Origin of the sequence: Pseudomonas vranovensis DSM 16006, assembly GCF_000425805.1 — a bacterium.
Classification (GTDB): Bacteria; Pseudomonadota; Gammaproteobacteria; order Pseudomonadales; family Pseudomonadaceae; genus Aquipseudomonas; species Aquipseudomonas vranovensis.
Map to the genome: position 1 here is coordinate 255826 of NZ_KE384455.1, position 19760 is coordinate 275585.

Annotated in this window: 21 protein-coding genes; all 21 read right to left on the minus strand. The window is 63.1% G+C overall.

Annotation, left to right across the window (positions count from 1 at the left end):
• Nucleotides 1–187: 187 nt before the first annotated feature.
• Complete coding sequence (flhB, locus tag H621_RS0122215) at nucleotides 188–1324, minus strand: flagellar biosynthesis protein FlhB (protein WP_028945479.1); 1137 nt, start codon at nucleotides 1322–1324, stop codon at nucleotides 188–190.
• Between the two features lie 2 nt (nucleotides 1325–1326).
• Nucleotides 1327–2103, minus strand: coding sequence for a flagellar biosynthetic protein FliR (gene fliR / locus H621_RS0122220; protein WP_028945480.1), 777 nt, complete (start codon nucleotides 2101–2103; stop codon nucleotides 1327–1329).
• A gap of 7 nt (nucleotides 2104–2110) precedes the next feature.
• Nucleotides 2111–2380 (minus strand): flagellar biosynthesis protein FliQ, encoded by a 270-nt coding sequence (gene fliQ / locus H621_RS0122225; protein ID WP_028945481.1) that lies wholly within the window; start codon nucleotides 2378–2380, stop codon nucleotides 2111–2113.
• Between the two features lie 21 nt (nucleotides 2381–2401).
• A complete protein-coding gene (gene fliP / locus H621_RS0122230; RefSeq protein WP_028945482.1) occupies nucleotides 2402–3154 on the minus strand; it encodes a flagellar type III secretion system pore protein FliP in 753 nt (250 codons plus the stop codon).
• Nucleotides 3154–3603: a flagellar biosynthetic protein FliO gene (gene fliO / locus H621_RS0122235; RefSeq protein ID WP_028945483.1), complete on the minus strand. Its 450-nt coding sequence runs from the start codon at nucleotides 3601–3603 to the stop codon at nucleotides 3154–3156. The genes fliP and fliO overlap by 1 nt, the downstream gene beginning before the upstream one ends.
• Nucleotides 3604–4074 (minus strand): flagellar motor switch protein FliN, encoded by a 471-nt coding sequence (gene fliN, locus H621_RS0122240; protein WP_028945484.1) that lies wholly within the window; start codon nucleotides 4072–4074, stop codon nucleotides 3604–3606.
• Between the two features lie 48 nt (nucleotides 4075–4122).
• The gene (fliM, locus tag H621_RS0122245) at nucleotides 4123–5091 is read right to left on the minus strand and encodes a flagellar motor switch protein FliM (RefSeq protein ID WP_028945485.1); all 969 of its coding nucleotides are present in this window, start codon (nucleotides 5089–5091) and stop codon (nucleotides 4123–4125) included.
• A gap of 9 nt (nucleotides 5092–5100) precedes the next feature.
• Nucleotides 5101–5598, minus strand: coding sequence for a flagellar basal body-associated protein FliL (fliL, locus tag H621_RS0122250; RefSeq protein WP_028945486.1), 498 nt, complete (start codon nucleotides 5596–5598; stop codon nucleotides 5101–5103).
• 79 nt (nucleotides 5599–5677) lie between these two features.
• A complete protein-coding gene (locus H621_RS0122255) occupies nucleotides 5678–6892 on the minus strand; it encodes a flagellar hook-length control protein FliK (RefSeq protein ID WP_028945487.1) in 1215 nt (404 codons plus the stop codon).
• Between the two features lie 82 nt (nucleotides 6893–6974).
• On the minus strand, nucleotides 6975–7322 hold the full coding sequence (locus tag H621_RS0122260; RefSeq protein WP_028945488.1) for an Hpt domain-containing protein: 348 nt from the start codon (nucleotides 7320–7322) through the stop codon (nucleotides 6975–6977).
• 25 nt (nucleotides 7323–7347) lie between these two features.
• On the minus strand, nucleotides 7348–9048 hold the full coding sequence (locus H621_RS0122265) for an ATP-binding SpoIIE family protein phosphatase (protein ID WP_028945489.1): 1701 nt from the start codon (nucleotides 9046–9048) through the stop codon (nucleotides 7348–7350).
• A gap of 8 nt (nucleotides 9049–9056) precedes the next feature.
• Nucleotides 9057–9362: an STAS domain-containing protein gene (locus tag H621_RS0122270; RefSeq protein ID WP_028945490.1), complete on the minus strand. Its 306-nt coding sequence runs from the start codon at nucleotides 9360–9362 to the stop codon at nucleotides 9057–9059.
• 92 nt (nucleotides 9363–9454) lie between these two features.
• Nucleotides 9455–9907: a flagellar export protein FliJ gene (fliJ, locus tag H621_RS0122275; RefSeq protein ID WP_028945491.1), complete on the minus strand. Its 453-nt coding sequence runs from the start codon at nucleotides 9905–9907 to the stop codon at nucleotides 9455–9457.
• 6 nt (nucleotides 9908–9913) lie between these two features.
• The gene (gene fliI / locus H621_RS0122280) at nucleotides 9914–11281 is read right to left on the minus strand and encodes a flagellar protein export ATPase FliI (RefSeq protein WP_028945492.1); all 1368 of its coding nucleotides are present in this window, start codon (nucleotides 11279–11281) and stop codon (nucleotides 9914–9916) included.
• Nucleotides 11271–12032 carry a flagellar assembly protein FliH gene (fliH, locus tag H621_RS0122285; protein ID WP_028945493.1) on the minus strand — a complete coding sequence of 254 codons (762 nt, stop codon included), beginning with the start codon at nucleotides 12030–12032 and terminating at the stop codon, nucleotides 11271–11273. Before fliH ends, fliI begins: the two co-directional genes overlap by 11 nt.
• 83 nt (nucleotides 12033–12115) lie before the next feature.
• Entirely contained in the window at nucleotides 12116–13135 is a 1020-nt protein-coding gene (gene fliG, locus H621_RS0122290; RefSeq protein ID WP_028945494.1) for a flagellar motor switch protein FliG, read from the minus strand.
• Complete coding sequence (gene fliF / locus H621_RS0122295) at nucleotides 13128–14909, minus strand: flagellar basal-body MS-ring/collar protein FliF (RefSeq protein ID WP_028945495.1); 1782 nt, start codon at nucleotides 14907–14909, stop codon at nucleotides 13128–13130. The genes fliG and fliF overlap by 8 nt, the downstream gene beginning before the upstream one ends.
• A gap of 15 nt (nucleotides 14910–14924) precedes the next feature.
• Nucleotides 14925–15251 (minus strand): flagellar hook-basal body complex protein FliE, encoded by a 327-nt coding sequence (gene fliE, locus H621_RS0122300; protein ID WP_010224994.1) that lies wholly within the window; start codon nucleotides 15249–15251, stop codon nucleotides 14925–14927.
• Between the two features lie 120 nt (nucleotides 15252–15371).
• On the minus strand, nucleotides 15372–16751 hold the full coding sequence (locus tag H621_RS0122305; RefSeq protein ID WP_028945496.1) for a sigma-54-dependent transcriptional regulator: 1380 nt from the start codon (nucleotides 16749–16751) through the stop codon (nucleotides 15372–15374).
• Nucleotides 16748–17962 (minus strand): sensor histidine kinase, encoded by a 1215-nt coding sequence (locus H621_RS0122310; protein ID WP_028945497.1) that lies wholly within the window; start codon nucleotides 17960–17962, stop codon nucleotides 16748–16750. The genes H621_RS0122305 and H621_RS0122310 overlap by 4 nt, the downstream gene beginning before the upstream one ends.
• 204 nt (nucleotides 17963–18166) lie before the next feature.
• Complete coding sequence (gene fleQ / locus H621_RS0122315; RefSeq protein ID WP_028945498.1) at nucleotides 18167–19642, minus strand: transcriptional regulator FleQ; 1476 nt, start codon at nucleotides 19640–19642, stop codon at nucleotides 18167–18169.
• Nucleotides 19643–19760 lie beyond the last annotated feature (118 nt).

Here is a 19760-nt window from a genome sequence, read left to right on the forward strand (position 1 = left end):
GCAAGAAGCTTTCCAACTTTCGAAATACCGGGGATTAATGCACCAGGAGCTGGACCGCGACCGCTGCGCAGCCGATCACAGGCTCCCGCCAGCGGCTACGCGAGCCAAGCCTGCAATCTGTAGCCGCTGCCGAGGAACGAGGCCGCAATCGACTGCGCAGCAGTCGCGCTCCTATCACCACGAAAGATCAGGAATCGCGGCGCAGGTCCGGCGGGATCGGCAGGTCCTTGAGCGGCTCCGGCGGCTTGCCCTTGCCCGCCCGGTACTGGCGGATCTGGTAGACATAGGCCAGCACCTGGGCCACCGCCAGGTACAAGCCGGCAGGGATTTCCTGCTCAAGTTCGGTGGAGTAGTAGATCGAACGCGCCAGCGCCGGCGATTCGAGCAACTGGATGTTGTGCTCCTGGCCGATCTCGCGAATCTTCAGGGCCAGGAAATCCGTGCCCTTGGCCAGTAACAGTGGCGCTGCGCCCTTCTCCGGGTCGTATTTGAGCGCCACGGCGTAGTGGGTCGGGTTGGTAATGATCACGTCCGCCTCAGGCACCGCCGCCATCATCCGGCGCTGCGACATCTCGCGCTGCAACTGGCGAATACGCTGTTTGACTTCAGGCTTGCCCTCGCTGTCCTTGTACTCGTCGCGCACTTCCTGCTTGGTCATCTTCAGTTTCTTCAGCGACTGCCACAACTGGAACGGCGCATCCACCGCGGCGATCAGCAACAGCCCCGCTGCCATCCACAGGGCACTCCAGCCCACCACCTGCACGCTGTGGATAATCGCCTGCTCGATGGGCTCATTGGCGATGGACAACAGGTCGTCACGATCAGAGGCCAGCACCACCACCGCCACGATCAGGATCACGAAGAACTTGGCAAGGGCCTTGAGCAGCTCGACCAGGGCATGCATGGAGAACATCCGCTTGATGCCGGCCAGCGGGTTCATGCGACTGAACTTGGGCGCCAGGGTGCCGCCGGCAAACAGCCAGCCACCCAGCGAGATAGGGCCGATGATCGCCGCCAGCAGCAACACCAGCAGCACCGGCTGGGTGGCCAGCAAGGCCATTTTCCCCGAGGCCATCAGGAAGATGCCCATCGAGCGCTCATCGATCAGCACCTCCCGCGAGAGACTGAAATTGATCCGCATGAGCTCCATCAGGGTTTCCGCCAGGCCTGCGCCAAACGCCAACAGACCACCCGCGCCTGCCAGGGTCACGGCTACGGTGTTGAGTTCCTTGGAACGGGCGATCTCACCTTTCTCGCGCGAGTCCTTCTTGCGTTTCTCGGTGGGGTCTTCTGTCTTGTCCTGACCGCTTTCGCTCTCTGCCATGCTCAGCGCGCCCGTGCCAGTTCACGCAGCCACTGCAAAGCTTCGCTGGCCAGCGCCTGGTAGTGAGGAAGTACGTCGGCCAGGCCGACCCAGAAAATACCCATGCCCATGACCAGGGTCAGCGGGAAACCGATGGAGAAAATGTTCAACTGCGGCGCGGCACGGGTCATGACGCCGAAGGCGATGTTGACCACCAGCAAGGCGGTGATCACCGGCAGCACCAGCAGCAAGGCCGCGCCAAATACCCAACCCAGGCGCCCTGCCAGGTCCCAGAAGTGATTGACCAGCAAGCCACCACCGATGGGCAACGTGGTGAAGCTCTCGGTCAGCACTTCGAACACCACCAGGTGGCCGTTCATGGCCAGGAAAAGCAGGGTCACCAGCATAGTCAGGAACTGGCTGATCACCGCCACGTTGACGCCGTTGGCCGGGTCGACCATGGAGGCAAAGCCCATGCCCATCTGGATCGCGACAATCTGCCCGGCCACCACGAACACCTGGAACAGCAACTGCAACGACATGCCCAGCAACGCGCCGATGATCACCTGCTCGGCAATCAGCAACAACGCGCTGAGGTCCAGGGCGTGTACCTCAGGCAACGGCGGCAAGGCGGGAACGATAACGACCGTGATGGCCACGGCGAAGTACAGGCGAATCCGCGCCGACACCAAGGTGGTGCCGAACACCGGCATGGTCATCAGCACGGCGGCCACGCGAAACAACGGCAGGATGAAACTGGCCACCCAGGTGCCGATCTGCGTGTCGGTCAGCTCCAGCATGCCCGGCTCAACCGATCAGCTGCGGGATGCTGCCGTACAGCGACAGCATGTATTCCATGAACTTCTGCACCAGCCACGGCCCGGCCACGATCAAGGTGATCAGCATGACCAACAGGCGCGGCAGGAAGCTCAGGGTCTGTTCGTTGATCTGGGTGGCGGCCTGGAACATCGCCACGATCAGGCCAACCAGCAGGCTCGGCACTACCAGCACGGCGACCATCAGGGTGGTCAGCCAGAGCGCATCGCGAAACAGGTCGACGGCGACTTCAGGGGTCATGGGCTACTTCTCCTAGAGGCGTCAGACGCCACCGAAACTGCCGGCCAGCGTGCCCATGATCAAGGCCCAGCCGTCCACCAGCACAAACAGCATGATCTTGAACGGCAGGGAGATGATCAGCGGCGACAGCATCATCATGCCCATGGCCATCAGCACACTGGCCACCACCAGGTCGATGATCAGGAAGGGAATGAAGATCATGAAACCGATCTGGAACGCAGTCTTGAGCTCGGAGGTGACAAAGGCCGGTACCAGGATGGTCAGCGGCGCCTGGTCGGGGCTGGCGATGTCGGTGCGCTTGGACAGGCGCATGAACAGGTCCAGGTCGCTCTGGCGCGTCTGCGCGAGCATGAAGTCCTTGAGTGGCACCTGGGCCTTGGCGATCGCTTCCTGGGCCACCATCTGCTCGTTGAGGTAGGGCTGCAGGGCGTCCTTGTTAACGCGGTCGAATACCGGCGCCATGATGAACAGGGTCAGGAACAGCGCCATGCCCGTGAGAATCTGGTTCGACGGCGTCTGCTGCAGGCCCAGGGCCTGACGCAGGATAGAAAAGACAATGATGATGCGGGTGAAGCTGGTCATCAGAATGACGAATGCTGGAATGAAGCTCAGCGCCGTCATGATCAGCAGGATCTGCAGGCTTACCGAGTATTCCTGCTGCCCGTCGGCACCGCTGGACAGGGTGATCGCCGGAATCGACAACGGATCGGCAGCCAACGCCAGGGGCGCCGCCAGCATCAGCGCAAGGGTCAATACAATACGCCAGGCACCCATTACGACTTGTCCTTCTGATCCTTGCCCATCAATTCCAGCAGGCGCTGGGCGAATTCGGGGGTGGCCGGGCGGGCGGAGGCCGGCACTGCTACCGGTTCCTTGAGTACGTGCAATGCCTCGATGGAACCCGGGGTGTGGCCCAGCAGGATCTGCTCGTTGCCCACCTGCACCAGCACCAGGCGGTCGCGCGGCCCCAGCGAGCGGCTGCCGAGCACCTCGATGACCTGCTGGCTGCCCGGCGCTGCGTTCTGCACCCGGCGCAACAGCCAGGCCAGCAGCAGGATCAACCCCACCACCAGCAACAACCCCAGCACCAGCTGTGCCAACTGGCCGACGACACTGCCACCGCCCGCCGTGGCCGCAGCCGCCGCCGGTGGCTGCACCGCCAGGCTGACGTTCAGGTATAAACCCGCCCCCAGGGCCAGCGCGGCCCGCATCACGGCCTTCACTCAGCGCAGCTTCTTGATGCGTTCGCTTGGGCTGATCACGTCAGTCAGGCGAATACCGAACTTTTCGTTGACCACCACCACTTCGCCATGGGCGATCAGCGTGCCGTTGACCAGTACATCGAGCGGCTCACCGGCCAGGCGGTCGAGCTCGATCACCGAGCCCTGGTTGAGCTGCAGCAGGTTACGGATATTGATCTCGGTGCTGCCCACTTCCATGGAGATGCTCACCGGAATGTCCAGGATCACATCCAGGTTCGGGCCTTCCAGGCTCACCGGCTCGTTGCTGCGCGGCGAGCTGCCGAATTCTTCCATGGGCAGGCGGTTGGAACCCGAGCCGCTGCTGGCGCTGTCGGCGGCCAGCAAGGCATCGATATCGGCCTGGCCGGCGTCGCCGGTTTCTTCAAGGGCCGCAGCCCACTCATCGGCCAGGGCCTGGTCCTCCGCGGAGGTGATGTCGTTTTCGTTAGCCATTTTGTCCTCGACGGGCAATCAATTCGGAGTTTGAAACATAGGCGCCGCTCAGCGGCGCTCGATCGGATCGATGATCTGCAGGGCCAGGGTGCCCTTGTGCGAACCCAGCTTGGCCTTGAACGACGGCACGCCGTTGGCCCGCAACACCAGTTCGTCGGGAAGCTCGACCGGAATCACGTCACCGGGCTGCATGTGCAGGATGTCGCGCAGTTTGAGCTGACGCCGGGCGACCGTGGCGCTGAGCGGCACGCTGACGTCCAGCACGTCTTCACGCAGGGCCTTGATCCAGCGTTCGTCCTGGTCATCCAGGTCGGACTGGAAGCCCGCGTCGAGCATTTCGCGCACCGGTTCGATCATCGAGTACGGCATGGTCACGTGCAGGTCGCCGCCACCGCCGTCGAGCTCGATGTGGAAGGTCGACACCACCACCGCCTCGCTCGGGCCGACAATGTTGGCCATGGCCGGGTTGACCTCCGAGTTCATGTACTCGAAGTTCACCGGCATGATCGCCTGCCAGGCCTCCTTGAGGTCGACGAAGGCCTGGTCGAGCACCATGCGCACCACGCGCAGTTCGGTCGGGGTGAACTCGCGGCCCTCGATCTTGGCGTGACGCCCGTCACCACCAAAGAAGTTGTCCACCAGCTTGAACACCAGCTTGGCGTCGAGGATGAACAACGAAGTGCCACGCAGCGGCTTGATTTTCACCAGGTTCAGGCTGGTCGGCACGTACAGCGAATGCACGTACTCGCCGAACTTCATCACCTGCACGCCACCCACCGCCACGTCGGCGGAGCGACGCAGCAGGTTGAACATGCTGATGCGGGTGTAACGGGCAAAACGCTCGTTGATCATCTCCAGGGTCGGCATCCGTCCGCGGACGATGCGATCCTGGCTGGTCAGGTCATAACTTTTGACGCTACCCGGTTCAGCGTTGGTCTCGGTTTGCACCAAGCCATCGTCGACGCCATGCAACAAGGCATCGATTTCATCCTGGGACAGCAGGTCCTGCACGGCCATCGGGGGCTCCTACTGCAATACGAAATTGGTGAACAGCAGCTGGTCCACGACCGGCTTGCCGACTTCTTTCTGCGCCACTTCCTGAACGCTGACGGTCGCCTTCTGGCGTAGCATTTCCTGGCCCACGGGGCTGGCCAGGGTGTCGAATCCCTGGCCTGAGAACAGCATCACCAGGTTGTTGCGGATGACCGGCATATGCACCTTGAGCGCATCCAGGGCCGCCTGATCGCGGCCCTGCAGAGTGATACTCACCTGCATGTAGCGCTGGCGACCGTTCTGGTTGAAGTTGACCACGAAGGCTGGCGTCAATGGCTCGTAGATCGCTGCTGGCTTGAGATTGCCGGCTAGCGCGGGATCGGCTTGCGGCTCGCTCTGGCTCTTGTTCAGGAAGAACCAGGTGGCCCCCACCGACAGCCCGACGGCCAGCAGCAATGCCAGCACCAGCAGCAGGATCAGCTTGAGTTTGCCTTTTGCGGCGGGGTCTTTCTCTGCGTCGCTCTTCGCCATGCCAATATTCCGTCATTCATCGGAGAATTCAGTCACATGGCGTGGGTTGAGCAAGTGTTATGCCAACTGACTGTAGGTTTCAGGCGTAGTAGTCGACGGCGCTCGAGCCGATGACCACTTGCTGCTCGACCGGCGCGGTCGCCGCGGCGACTTCACCCGCCTCATTACGCCGCGCCGCCACGCCACTCAGGCGCGGCGAGTCAGGATTGCCCTGCTGCTGTCCACGGGACTGATCGGCGACATTGACGTCCGGTTGCCCCAAGCCTTGCTGGGCGAACATCTCTTTGAGCCGATGCACCTGGTTTTCCAGGGCCTCACGCACCCCCACATGACCACTGGTAAAGGTGATCTGCGCCTGCTGCTCGGGCGCCAGGTGTACGCGGATATCCAGGCGCCCCAACTCGGCGGGCTCAAGCTGGATATCGGCAGATTTGAGGCTTTGGCTGGAGAGGTACATGACGCGGTTGACCAGCCCTTCGGTCCAGCCGCCCTGGTTCATCGCCAAGGGTTGGTGCAATGGCGCAGGCGCTACGGTAGGGTTGCCGGGCTTTGCCGTGGCGGCCTGGCTCAGGGCGCTCAAGCGTTCGGCGAAGTTATCCACACGGGTATCGCTGGCAGAGCTCTTGAGGTCTTTGAGGCCGTCATCGAGCAGCGCAGAAAAGGCCTTGTCGCCGGGCTCGCCCTGCTCGGCATCGGCGCCCGCCTCGTCCACCAGCGCCGCCAGGGCATTGGCGACCGGCTGCGCGGAAGCATCGGCCTGCGTCGCCTTGCCTGCGGCATGGGCCGAGGTGGTGCCCTGGGCCTGGGCGCTCTGCTCAAGGGCCATGCGCAAGGCTGGCATGTCCGCCAGCGGATCGGCGTCAGGGTCGAAAGGCAGCGCTTCACCTGCCTCGGGCGCCACACCCACCTGGGCCTGCAACTGTGCCGCCTGCACGACCGGCGCCACCGCCTCGGCCTGAGCCTGGATCAACTGCGACCCGGGCTGGGCATCGGTTACCTGGCCGGCGACGAGCTTGGGGTCGAGCGCGGTCGGATCGACGCCAGACGCCGCGTCTTCGACAGCATCGTCCTTGTCTTCAGGCAAATTCTTGCCGCTGTCGGCAACTGCCTGCTTGTCCTTGCCGCTGGCGGCAGTGGCCTGCTCCGGGCTGCGGGACTGCTGCGCATAGACCTTGGAGAAGCCTTGCGACTTGTCTTTGGCGTTCTGCAACAACGCGTCCGGCTGGCTGGCCGCAGCCCGCGTCGGCTTGGCCGCGACACCGGGCTGGAGCAAAGGGTTGGAAGCAACAGGCATGTAAGCGTCTCCGCTGCAGGGCATCTTAAACGTTCAATGGCGAAGGTACAGCAAAAGTCGCGCCAGCTTTGCCTGCAGGCAATCAACCGATCAAAACACGCTGGTGTTCATCGCTGTACAACTGGCGAACCAGCGTGTACTCGCGGTCGATCTGGTTGATCAGGTCTTCGATCCCATACAAGGGCTGTTGGTTGACACGCTCTTCCAGTTGCCCGCACAACTCGGCCAGGGCCAGCGCCCCCATGTTGCTGCTACTGCCCTTGAAGCTGTGTGCGGCATGCCCAAGCTCGGTTGCATTCTTGGCCTCATGCAATTGGCTAAGGCGTTTCTCGGAGTCGTCGAGAAAGGTTTCCAGCAAATGCAGGTAGCCATCGTCCATGACCTCCTGCAGGTCGCTGAGTACCTTGCGATCGATGTGGTTATCAGTCACTTGCTCACTCCTTGATCAAGTTGGATTATGCCAGAGCGTCCCAGGTGAACTCCACGCATGCGCGGCGCCCCTGGTCAGTCCATTCGGCATGCCGGCTCAGCCGGCGAATCAGGTTCAGCCCTCGCCCGCTCAAGCCCTGCTCGATAAGCGGTCGTGCCAGCACGCTGGTTACGTTGAAACCCTTGCCGCTATCGTCCACTTCAATGATCAGACGCCCGCCCGGGCCCCGAGGTTCAACCCGCAGGCCTACTCGAATATAGCCCGCACTCAGAGCCTGCAAGCGCTCACTGCGCTGGCGGTAGTACTCGGCAAAGCCGGCGGCATCTCGCTTGAGCCCTGAATCGAGGCCCAGCACCCCATGCTCCAGGGCGTTGGAATACAACTCGCTCAACACACTGTGCAACGCCCCGCTCTGGGCCCGCATACCGTGTACTTCCTGCAGTAACTGCAACAGGTAGGGCAGCGGGTTGAAGCGCTTGAGCGTCTGGGCGCGAAACTCGAACTGCAGCGACCAATCCAGCGGTGCGCTCTGGCCGCTGTCAGAATAGATCAAAGGTGGCGGCGACAACGCCTCGGGCTCCACCATGCTGATTTCCAGCAGGCTGACGTCGTCACGGGAGCGCCCGCGAAAGGAGTCCAGCGCATGCAGCACTTCCTCGAACAGCAAGGCAGGCTGGCGATTGTCGACGAGCACCCGGCGCAGGCGCTCTACCCCGAATAGCTGGCCCTGATCGTCACTGGTGTCGACTACCCCATCCGACAGCAAGAACAACCGCTCGCCCAGGCCCAGCGGCAGCACCTGGGTCGAATCATCGAAGCGCTCCGGCGCCAACACGCCCAACGGCAAGTGCCGGGACACCAGCGCCAAGGGCTCACCACCGGCGGCCGGCAGCAGATAGCCATCCGGCATGCCGCCATTCCACACCTCGACCACACGCCGCTGAAAACTCAAGTTGAGCAGTACTGCGCAACAGAACATATCCACGGGCAGGATGCGCTTGAGCTTGGCATTCATCTCGCGCAGGGTTTCAGCCAGGCCATAGCCCTTGGCCGTCATGCCGTAGAACACTTCTGCCAGCGGCATGGCACCGACCGCTGCCGGCAAGCCGTGACCGGTGAAGTCCCCCAGCAGCACATGCATATCCCCGGACGGAGTGAAGGCCGCCAGCAACAGGTCACCGTTGAACAAGGCGTAGGGTGACTGCAAATAGCGGATATTGGGCGCGCTCAAGCAGCCGGCATGGGCCACTTTGTCGAACACCGCCTTGGCCACGCGCTGTTCGTTGAGCAGATGATGATGGTGACGGGTGATCTGGTCGCGCTGCTCCAGCACCGTCGCCTGCAAGCGGCGCAGGCGGTCCATTGCCTTAATTTTGGCGCCCAGGATCACAGGGCTGTAGGGCTTGGCCAGAAAATCGTCGCCACCGGCCTCCAGGCAGCGCACCAACGCTTCATCTTCACTCAGCGACGTCAGGAAGATGATCGGCACCAGCGTTTCGCCTGCCAGGGCCTTGATCCGCCGCGCCGCTTCAAAACCATCCATCACCGGCATCAACGCATCGAGCAGCACCACCTGCGGACGCTGCTCGGCAAACAGCGCCACGGCTTGCTCGCCATTTTCGGCGGTGAGCACCGCATGTCCCTGCTTGCTGACGATGCGCGCCAGCAGCAGGCGATCGGCCGCCCCATCCTCGGCAATGAGCACGGTCAGGGTCGAGTCAGGCATGGCCTGGATCAACTGATGTCGAACAGCTTGTCGAAATTGGAGATGGCGAGAATCTTGCGCACATCGGAACTGGTATTGACCACCTGGACCTCCGACTCATCGCCTCCCACGTGATCGCGCAGCATCAGCAGCATGCCCAGCGCCGAACTGTCGAGGTAGGTCGCCTCTTTCAGGTCGACCACCACTGAATCCGGCCGTACCGGCTTGCGCTCATAGGCCTCGCGAAATTCCTGGTGCTTGCCAAAGTCAAAGCGGCCTTTGACTTTGATCGTCAGTTTTTTCCCATCCTGGGAGACCACGGTTTCAACGGCCATGTAGGCGATTCCTTCGAAGACGACGATGACAGACAACTAGAAGGTGTAGCAGCCCCGCTCCGGCGGGGCAACTCTTGCCCCCCAGGCCCGGATCAGTAGCGATCGTGGCGGGGCAGGCGCTGGGACAGTTCGTCGAGCAGCTTCTGCTCGCGCTTGTCCTCGACCAGGCGGGCTTCGTCGATGTAGCGCTGCACCAGCTTGCGCAGGCCTTCGACCCGGGCATAGGCCTGTTGCCAGGTGCCACGGGCATTGGTGAGGTTGTTCTGGTGCCAGGCCAGACTCTGGCGCTGCTGGGTCATGGCGCTTTCCAACTGGCCGAGAAAGCGCTGGTAGTTCACCAGCCAACTGCCCGAGACCCCCTGGCCACCGCGGTTGATCCATTGCAGTTGATAGTCTTCGCGAAAGCGGTCGAGTTCGGCAAGCTTGGCCTGGGCCAGGCTCACCTGCTGCTGGAACTGGCCCAGGCGCTGGGCGGCCTGGCGCTCGGCGTTCTCGGCCATCTCCACCACCGGCGCCAGGCGCGCGGCACGACCAGGCTGGGCCATGGCCTATCAGCCCCCCGCGCCGGGATTGGGCTGGGCAAAGACGCTTTCCAGATGCTCGCGGCTTTGCTCCAGGCTGACATTGTCGTACAGCCCCTGGCGCAGGTAATGCACCAACTTCGGCTGCAAGGCGATGGCCAGGTCCGTCTCGGCATCGCCACCGGCCACGTAGGCACCGACGCTGATCAGATCACGGCTCTGGGACAGCCTCGACCACAGCTGCTTGAACTGCTGAGCCTGGCCCATCTGCGCCGGGCTGACCACCTGGGGCATGACCCGGCTGATCGAGGCTTCGATATCGATGGCCGGGTAGTGCCCTTCTTCGGCCAGGCGCCGGGACAGCACGATGTGGCCGTCGAGCACCCCCCGGGCCGAATCGGCAATCGGGTCCTGCTGGTCGTCCCCCTCGGACAACACGGTATAGAACGCAGTGATCGAGCCGCCACCGGCCTCGCCGTTACCGGCACGCTCCACCAGCTTGGGCAACTTGGCAAATACCGAAGGCGGATAACCCTTGGTGGCAGGCGGCTCACCGATGGCCAGGGCGATTTCCCGCTGAGCCTGAGCGAAACGGGTCAGCGAATCCATGAGCAGCAGGACGTTCTTGCCTTTGTCGCGAAAGTACTCGGCAATACGGGTGCAGTACATCGCCGCCCGCAAGCGCATCAACGGCGCATCGTCGGCTGGCGAGGCCACCACCACCGAACGTTTCAGGCCCTCGGCGCCCAGGATGTGCTCGATGAATTCCTTCACCTCACGGCCCCGCTCACCGATCAGGCCGACCACGATGATGTCGGCCTCAGTGAAGCGGGTCATCATGCCCAGCAGCACACTCTTGCCCACGCCGGTACCGGCGAACAGGCCCAGGCGCTGGCCGCGGCCCACCGTCAACAGGCCGTTGATACTGCGGATACCGACGTCCAGCGGTTGACTGATCGGGTCACGGTTGAGCGGGTTGATGGTCGGGCCATCCATCGGCACCCAGTCTTCGGCCTTCATCCCGCCCTTGCCATCGAGCGCGCGTCCGGCACCATCGAGCACCCGTCCGAGCATGCTCATGCCCATGGGCAGGCGGCCGTTGTCGGCCAGCGGCACAACGCGTGCGCCCGGCGCGATGCCGGCGACGCTGCCGACTGGCATCAGGAACACCTTGCCGCCGGAAAAACCCATCACTTCGGCTTCAACCTGCACCGGGTGGTAGCTGTCGTCGTTAATCACCACGCATCGGCTGCCGACAGCTGCACGCAGGCCTTCGGCTTCCAGGGTCAGGCCGACCATGCGCAGCAGACGGCCTTCGACCACTGGCTGTACAGGCAACTTGATGGTGTCGGCGTAGGTACCCAGGCGCTTGCCGAAGCTGGTGCGGTCAAGGCGCATCAGCGCTGCCCAGGTCTACCTGCAGGTCGGGCGCTGCAGGATGCAGGCCCTGGTCGTGCAACTGGTCGAACAGTTGCGCCAGGGCTTTTTCGATTCGGGTTTCCATGCTCGCGTCGATGCGACTCTGGTCGGTTTCGATACGACAACCGCCGGGCAGCAGCGTGTCGTCTTCGAGCAGTTTCCAGCGCTCTTCATGACGCTCGCGCAGCGCCTTGACCAAGGCGAAGTCCTGCGGGTTGATATGGATGCGTATGTTGTCCGCACCCATGGGCAGCAACTTCAAGGCTTCACGCAGTACCTGGGTGATCTGGCTGGAATCGCTGCGCAGCTCGCGACCAATGACTTCACGGGCCATGTGCGCGACCAGGTGTACCAGGGATTTCTCGATCTGGTTGTCCTGTTCGGCGATCGGCTCAAGCAGGTTGTTCATCAAGCATTCAAGGCTCGACACCTTGGCAGCCAGGGCTGTTTCAGCCTCCTGGCGGACCTTGAGCTGGGTGCTGTGGAACCCTTCGCGCTCGCCGGTGGCGAAGCCTTCGTTGTAGGCCTCCTGGCGGATGCTTTCGAGCTCTTCGAGGGTCAGCGGCTGGACTTCTTCCAGCGGCACTTCCTCGACCTCTTCCTGAACGACTTCAGGTTCTGGCTCGGGCTCAGGCTCAGGTTCCGGGTCGAAACTGGGCAGCGCCCAGCGATCGAAACCTTCGACGTCGTTGGCGCGAATCAGCTCACTCAGATGCTCGTTGGTTGACATGATTGCACGCACTCATTCTGATCGCGGGGCAAGCCCGCTCCCACATTGCAGGGTGGGAGCGGGCTTGCCCCGCGAAAAATCGCTTAGATCATCTCTTCGCCGCCCTTGCCACCGAGCACGATCTCTCCGGCTTCGGCCATACGGCGGGCGATGGTGAGGATTTCCTTCTGCGCCGCCTCGACGTCGCTGACCCGCACCGGCCCCTTGGCCTCCAGGTCGTCGCGCAACAGTTCCGAGGCCCGCTTGGACATGTTCTTGAAGATCTTGTCCTTGACCTTCTCGTCGGCGCCCTTGAGCGACACCACCAGCACATCCGAAGACACTTCGCGCAACAGCGCCTGGATGCCGCGGTCGTCGACGTCGGCCAGGTTGTTGAACACGAACATCAAGTCTTCGATCTGCTCGGAGAGGTCGCCGTCGATGTCGCGGATCGCGTCCATCAGCTGGCCTTCCACCGAACTGTCGAGGAAGTTCATGATATCGGCAGCGCGCTTGATGCCACCCAGGTTGGTACGCGCGGCATTGGAGTTGCCGGAGAACTGCTTCTCGAGGATCTGGTTGAGTTCCTTGAGCGCCGCCGGTTGCACGGTATTCAACGACGACACGCGCAGGATGATGTCCAGGCGCACCTTGTGGTCGAAGTTGCCCAGTACCTCGCCGGCCTGGTCCGGGTCCAGGTAGGCCACCACGATGGCCTGGATCTGCGGGTGCTCGAAGCGGATGACATCGGCCACGGCACGCGGCTCCATCCACTTGAGGCTGTCCAGGCCGCTGGTGTTGCCACCGAGCAGGATGCGGTCGATCAGGCCGTTGGCCTTGTCCTCGCCCAGGGCCTGGGTGAGCATCTTGCGGATATAACCGTCGGAGCCGACGCCCAGGCTGGTCTGGTCGCCGACGATCTCGACGAACTCGCTCATCACCTGCTCGACCTGCTCGCGATGGACGTTGCCCATCTGCGCCATGGCCACGCCGACCCGCTGCACTTCCTTGGGGCCCATGTGCCGCAGCACCTGGGCAGCGTCGGTCTCACCCAGGGACAACAGCAGGATCGCTGCCTTGTCGACCCGGGACAGTTTGGCGGTAAGGGCTCGGTTATCACTCATCGGCATTGATCCACTCTTTCACGACCTGGGCCACGCGACCCGGGTCTTCGGCCACCAGGCTCTTGATTGCGTTGAGCTGTGCGTCGTAACCCTCGCTCGGGCTCGGCAGCAGAATGCTTTGCGGACCACCCAGGCTGACGCGGTCGTTGGCCAGCTCGCCATCCAGACCGAGCATACCGCCCAGTTCCATGTCGCCATCGGCCGCGGCGGGTTGCTTGCCGTGGCCGGTGATGTTGTTGAGTACCGGGCGCAGCACGCCAAACACCAGTACCAGGATGAACAACACACCCATCACTTGCTTGATGATGTCCCAGAACCAGGGCTGGGAATAGAACGGAATCTCGGCGATTACCTCGCCACGGTCGGCGGCGAACGGCACGTTGATTACGCTGACACTGTCGCCACGGCTGGCGTCGAAGCCCACCGCGTCCTGCACCAGGCGGGTGAAGCGCGCCAGGTCTTCGGCAGCCCAGGGGGCACGGGTGCTGTTGCCGGTAGCCGGATCGACCTTGAGCTGGTCGTCGACCACCACTGCCACCGACAGGCGGTTCAGGCGCCCCTGCTGCTGGCGGACGTGGCTGATGGAGCGGTCAAGTTCGAAGTTCTTGGTCGACTGCTGGCGCTTGTCGGCCGGGTACGGAGCGAGCATCGGCTGACCGGTGGCCGGGTCCATGATCTGTTGGCCGTTGGCATCGAGCAGCGGCTGGCCGGGCTGCACGGCAGCGGTTGCAGCAGCGGCACCGCCGGTGGTCTGCGGCGCGGTGGCAGGGCCTGGCGGCTGGTTGCTCAGGGCACCGGGCACGCCTTGCGGGCCCATGCTGCTGGAGCGTTGTTCATTGACCGACTGCTCGCTGCGCAGCGCCGGCTGATCAGGGTTGAACTGCTCGGAAGTGGACTCGACGGCGCTGAAGTCGACATCAGCCGACACTTCGGCCTTGTAGCGGTCGTTGCCCAGCACCGGCTGCAGAATGTTGTGTACACGCTGAGTGAGCATGCCTTCCATGCGGCGACTGTAGTCGAACTGCTTGCCAGCCATGGTCAGCTCGGAGTTGTGTACCTGGTCGGAGAGCAGGTTGCCCTTCTGGTCGACCACGGTCACGTCAGACTTGCCGAGCTCCGGCACGCTGGTCGCCACCAGGTTGACGATGGCCATCACCTGGCCCGCCTCCAGGGCGCGGCCCGGATACAGCTCGACCAGTACCGAGGCGCTCGGCTTGCGCTCATCGCGCACGAACACCGAGCTTTTCGGAATCGCCAGGTGTACCCGTGCAGCCTTGACGTTGTTCAGGCTCGACACTGTGCGCGCCAGCTCACCCTCAAGGCCGCGGCGGTAACGAGTGGCTTCCATGAACTGGCTGGTGCCCAGCCCTTGTTCTTTATCGAGGATTTCAAAGCCGACATTGCCATCGCCCGGTGCCACGCCGGCAGCGGCAAGTTTCAGGCGCGCGCGGGAAATGTCTTCGGACTTGACCAGCAAGGCGCCGGAATTGGGTTCGACGGTGTAAGGAATATCAGCGGCGGCCAGGGTTTCCATGACCTGCTTGGTGTCCATGCCGGCCAGGCTGCCGTACAACGGCCGGTAGTCGGGCTGCTGCGACCAGAGCACCACGGCAAAGCCGATCGCCACGCTCGCCGCCAGGCCCACCAGCAGGCCCACCTGGCGCAGCATCGGCATCTGCGAGATGTTCTCAAGGAACGACATGCCGAACAGCGGCGGCTTGGACGCGGCTGCGCTGCCTTTGGCGGGCATGTTATCGACGACTGCTTCGGCCATGACTCAATCTCGCCCTTATACCGGCATCTGCATGATGTCTTGATAGGCCTGGACCAGCTTGTTGCGCACCTGGGTCAAGGCCTGAAAGGAAACGCTGGCTTTCTGCGAAGCGATCATCACGTCGGTGAGGTCCACGCCGCTCTTGCCGATTTCAAAGGCATTGGCCAGTTGCGTGGAAGCCTGCTGGGTGTCGCTGACCTTATTGATGGCCTGTCCCAGCATGTCGGCAAAATTGCTTGAGCCGAGCTCAGGCGCAGCAGCCGCCTTGGGCATCGACATGGCGTCCATCTGCATGGCCCGCATGTCCAACATCAATCGATTAAATTCAACACCTTGGCTCATGGACTTCTCTCTCCGACGACCCGCATTTTTTTGACACTCACGCAGCGGATAGGCAGGACTTAGCAACAAGAGTGCCAGCTCTGTCCGTACAGCGGACAAAAGCCCGAATGCACCCGACCCTTATGTGGCGTAGAGGCTGGCCTCGACATCCATCCCGGCATCACGCATCTGCGCCAGCTTGTAGCGCAGGGTGCGCGGGCTGATACCCAGGCGCTCGGCCGCTTCCTTGCGCCGGCCGCGTTCGGCGCGCAAGGTATCGATGATCATCTGGAATTCATGGCGGCGCATGTCATCGCCCAGGCCACTGGCCGCCTGCTCAAGCGGCGCTACCGGCAGGGCCGGAGCCGGGGCGGTGGCGAACATCGGCATGACCCCGGCCAGACAAAAATCCGCCGCCTCGATCACCCCGCCCTGCTGCAGGATCAAGGCGCGCTGCAGAGCGTTGTCCAGCTCGCGCACATTGCCGGGCCAGGCATAACCCTGCAGGCAGGTCTTGGCCTCGGGCGAAAGGCGCACCGGGGCATGCTTCATTTTATTGACGTGCCTGGCCAGCAGGCGCTCGGCCAGCGGCAGAATATCGGCGCTGCGCTCGCGCAACGGGCGCCATGCCAGCGGGAACACCGACAGGCGATAGAACAGATCTTCACGGAAACGCCCCGCTGCCACTTCACCCGCAAGGTCACGGTTGGTAGTGGCTACCACGCGAATATCCAGCGCAATCGGCTTGCGCCCGCCCACCCGCTCCACTTCCCGCTCCTGCAACACGCGCAGCAGCTTGGCCTGCAGCCCCAGGGGCATTTCGGAAATTTCATCGAGCAACAGGGTGCCGCCGTCGGCCTGCTCGAACTTGCCCGCCTGGGCAGCAATGGCGCCGGTGAACGAGCCCTTCTCGTGACCGAACAGGGTCGCCTCGAGCATGTTGTCAGGGATCGCGGCACAGTTGATCGCCACAAACGGCTCGCTGGCACGCCGGGACTGCTGGTGGATGTAGCGCGCCAGCACTTCCTTGCCGGTGCCCGACTCGCCGGAGATCAATACCGTGGAATCGCTGCGCGCCACCCGCGCGGCCAGCTCCAGCAATTGCGCACTGGCCGGCTCACAGGCCACCGGACCTTCATCGGCCTGCCCTGCCACCACGCCAAGGGCATGACGCGTCACCAGCTCCAACAGCGCCCGTGGCTCGAACGGCTTGACCAGATAATCCACGGCGCCCTGGCGCATGGCGTCGACCGCACGCTCGACCGCCGCATGGGCGGTCATCAGCAACACCGGCAGTTGCGGCTGGCGCGCACGCAACAGCGCCAGTAACTGGTGGCCGTCCATGCCCGGCATGTTGACGTCGCTGACCACCAGGCTGAACGCCTCGGCGGCCACCGCCTGCAGCGCCTCTTCGGCCGAGCCGACGGCGCGGTACTCGAAGCCGCCCAGCTCCAGGGTATCGCCCAGGGCCTGGCGCAGTGCCCGATCATCTTCGACCAGCAGCACCTTGATTGCCTTCATTGCGTGCTCTCCATGTTCCGCGCATCGATCAACGGCAACGTGACCAGCGCACAGGTGCCGCGGCCAGGCCGCGAGCGAAGTTGCAGAACGCCCTGGTGGGCCCGCGCCACGGCCTTGACCACCGCCAGACCAAGCCCGGTACCGGTGGCCTTGGTGGTCAGGAACGGTTCGCCCAGACGCACCAGCAAAGCGCTGTCGATCCCCGCCCCGGCATCACTGATGCACAGGCGCAGCACTGGCCCACGGCGGTACAGGTGGACCTTCAGGCGCGCCGGCTCGGTGCTGGCCTGCAGGGCGTTTTCGATCAGGTTGAGCAAGGCGCCCACCAGGGTGTCGCGATTGCACAGCAACTCACCCAGGTGGCTGTCGCACTGCCAGCGCACCTCATGCCCCTGGACGTGCGCCTGGGCAGCCTGCTGCAAGGCCTGGAACAACGCCTTGGGCGTGATCCGGTCAGTCAGCGGCAGCTCGCCCCGGGCGAACACCAGCATGTCGCGCACCTGATGCTCCAGCTCGTGCAGGCGCTCCTTGAGATTGCCGGCAAAACGCTGCTGGGTTTCCACCGGCAGGGTCTGCTCCGCCAGGTGGCTGGCATACAGCAGGGCCGCCGACAACGGCGTACGAATCTGATGGGCCAGTGAAGCGACCATTTTCCCCAACGAAGACAGCCGTTCATGACGGGCCAACTGCCCCTGCAACTGACGGGTTTCGGTCAGGTCGTTGAGCAGCACCAACTGCCCGGGCTCGGCATCCAGCGAACGGGTAGCGATCGACAGGCGACGCCCGTCACGCAGCGACACCTCGTGACCATCATCGTCCCGCGGGGCAAAGCTGCGGGCGATAACCTCGCGCCACAACTCACCTTCCAGCGGCTCGCCAAGCAGGTCGCAGGCGGCAGGATTGGCCTCGCGCACACGCCCCTGGGCATCGATGACAATCACACCACCGGGCAACAGGTCGAGCAGGTTCTGCAAACGGTTGGCCAGGCGCTCCTTCTCGGCCAGCTCGGCCATGCGCTGGGCGCTGACCACCGCCAGCTCGCCCTTGAGTTCGGTGACCCGTGCTTCGAGCAGGCTGTACGACTCGCTCAACTGGCTGGAGACCTGATCGAACAAGGCGAAGGCCTGTTCGAGGCCAAGGCGGCTTTCCTGTTCGGCGGCGTTTTGCCCCTTCAATTCAGGGACACAGGAGATGGGGGCGGCCTGGGGCATCGTGCTCTCTCGCGTGACTGACCGTCATAAAACGGTGTGTTGGCAGCGATAAAGCAATAGGCGTGCCGGGTACTTGAGCAACCGGTACAACCCACCAGGGTGCAACCGACCAAAGGCAGGCAGGACGGGCATTACAGCCCTGTAAAAGGTAGGGATATAACGCACAACGGGGCGCCCTGGCGCCCCGTTGTGTTCAAGCAAGCGTCAATCCTCCGCCTGCTCCTCGCCGTCTCGACGACTCATGCCGTATTTGCGCATCTTCTCCACCAGGGTGGTGCGGCGAATGCGCAGGCGTTCGGCCGCGCGGGCAACGATACCATTGGCATCGTCCAGCGCCTGCTGGATCAGGCCCTGCTCCAGCCCCCCCAGGTAGTCCTTGAGGTCCAGGCCTTCGGGCGGCAGCATGGCGTGGGTGGCGAAGCTCGGCGAGCCGCCATTGATGGCCACGCGCTCTTCCAGGTCCGAACGCAGGCTGTCGACCAGTTGCTCGTCTTCATCATCCACATAGCGGAATTTCTTCGGCAGCTCCGACACACCGATCACCCCGTACGGGTGCATGATCGCCATGCGCTCGACCAGGTTGGCGAGCTCACGGACGTTGCCCGGCCAACCGTGGCGGCACAGCGACATGATCGCCGCCGAGTTGAAGCGGATCGAGCCACGCTTCTCGTGCTCCATGCGCGAGATCAGCTCGTTCATCAGCAGCGGGATGTCCTCGACGCGCTCACGCAGCGGGGCCATCTCGATCGGGAATACGTTGAGGCGGTAGTACAGGTCTTCGCGGAAGGTCCCCGCCTCGATCATGCTCTCGAGGTTTTTGTGGGTCGCGGCGATGATGCGCACGTCGATGCCCTGGGTCTTGTTGCTGCCTACGCGCTCGAAGGTACGCTCCTGCAATACGCGCAGCAGCTTGACCTGCATCGGCAGCGGCATGTCGCCGATTTCGTCGAGGAACAAGGTACCGCCGTTGGCCAGCTCGAATCGCCCGGCACGACTGGTGATGGCCCCGGTAAAAGCGCCCTTCTCGTGCCCGAACAGTTCGCTTTCCAGCAGCTCGGCCGGGATCGCGCCGCAATTGACTGGCACGAACGGCGCTTCGCGGCGCTTGGAATGGTAATGCAGGTTGCGCGCGACCACTTCCTTGCCGGTGCCCGACTCGCCAAGGATCAGCACGCTGGCATCGGTGTCGGCCACTTGCTGCATCATCTGGCGCACGTGCTGAATGGCGCGGCTGGTGCCGACCAGGCTGCGGAACAGGTTCGGCTCGCGCTGGCGACCGCGCTCGCGCGCCTGGTCGTACATCTCGCGATAGACCTGGGCACGGTGCAGCGAGTCCAGCAATTTGCTGTAGCTGGGCGGCATTTCGAGGTTGGACAGCACGCGACGACGCAGGTCGTCTGGAAGCTCGACAGAAGAAATTTCACCAATTAGCAAAACCGGAAGGAACTCATCCCAGGTTGCTACTGTCTTTAGCAAGCCCATCAGACTTGCCGGAGCGTTTACGGTCCCGATCAGGACACAGAGTACTTCACGACTGGACGACAACGACTCGACCACCTGCTGCCAATCAAGGCTGGAGCAGGACAAATTTTCTTCCCCAAGAAAATTCAGTACCACCGCTAGATCGCGGCGGCGGGCGCTATCGTCATCGATCAGCAGGATTTTGGTTTCACGCCACATGCAATAGCAACTTCCCTAGTCATTTCGGCGCCCTATTCTGGGCATGCTCGACATCATTCCGACTGAACGGTCAGTTTCGGACGTCTGAATATTGGAAAACAGCTACTAGTTAAGTCAA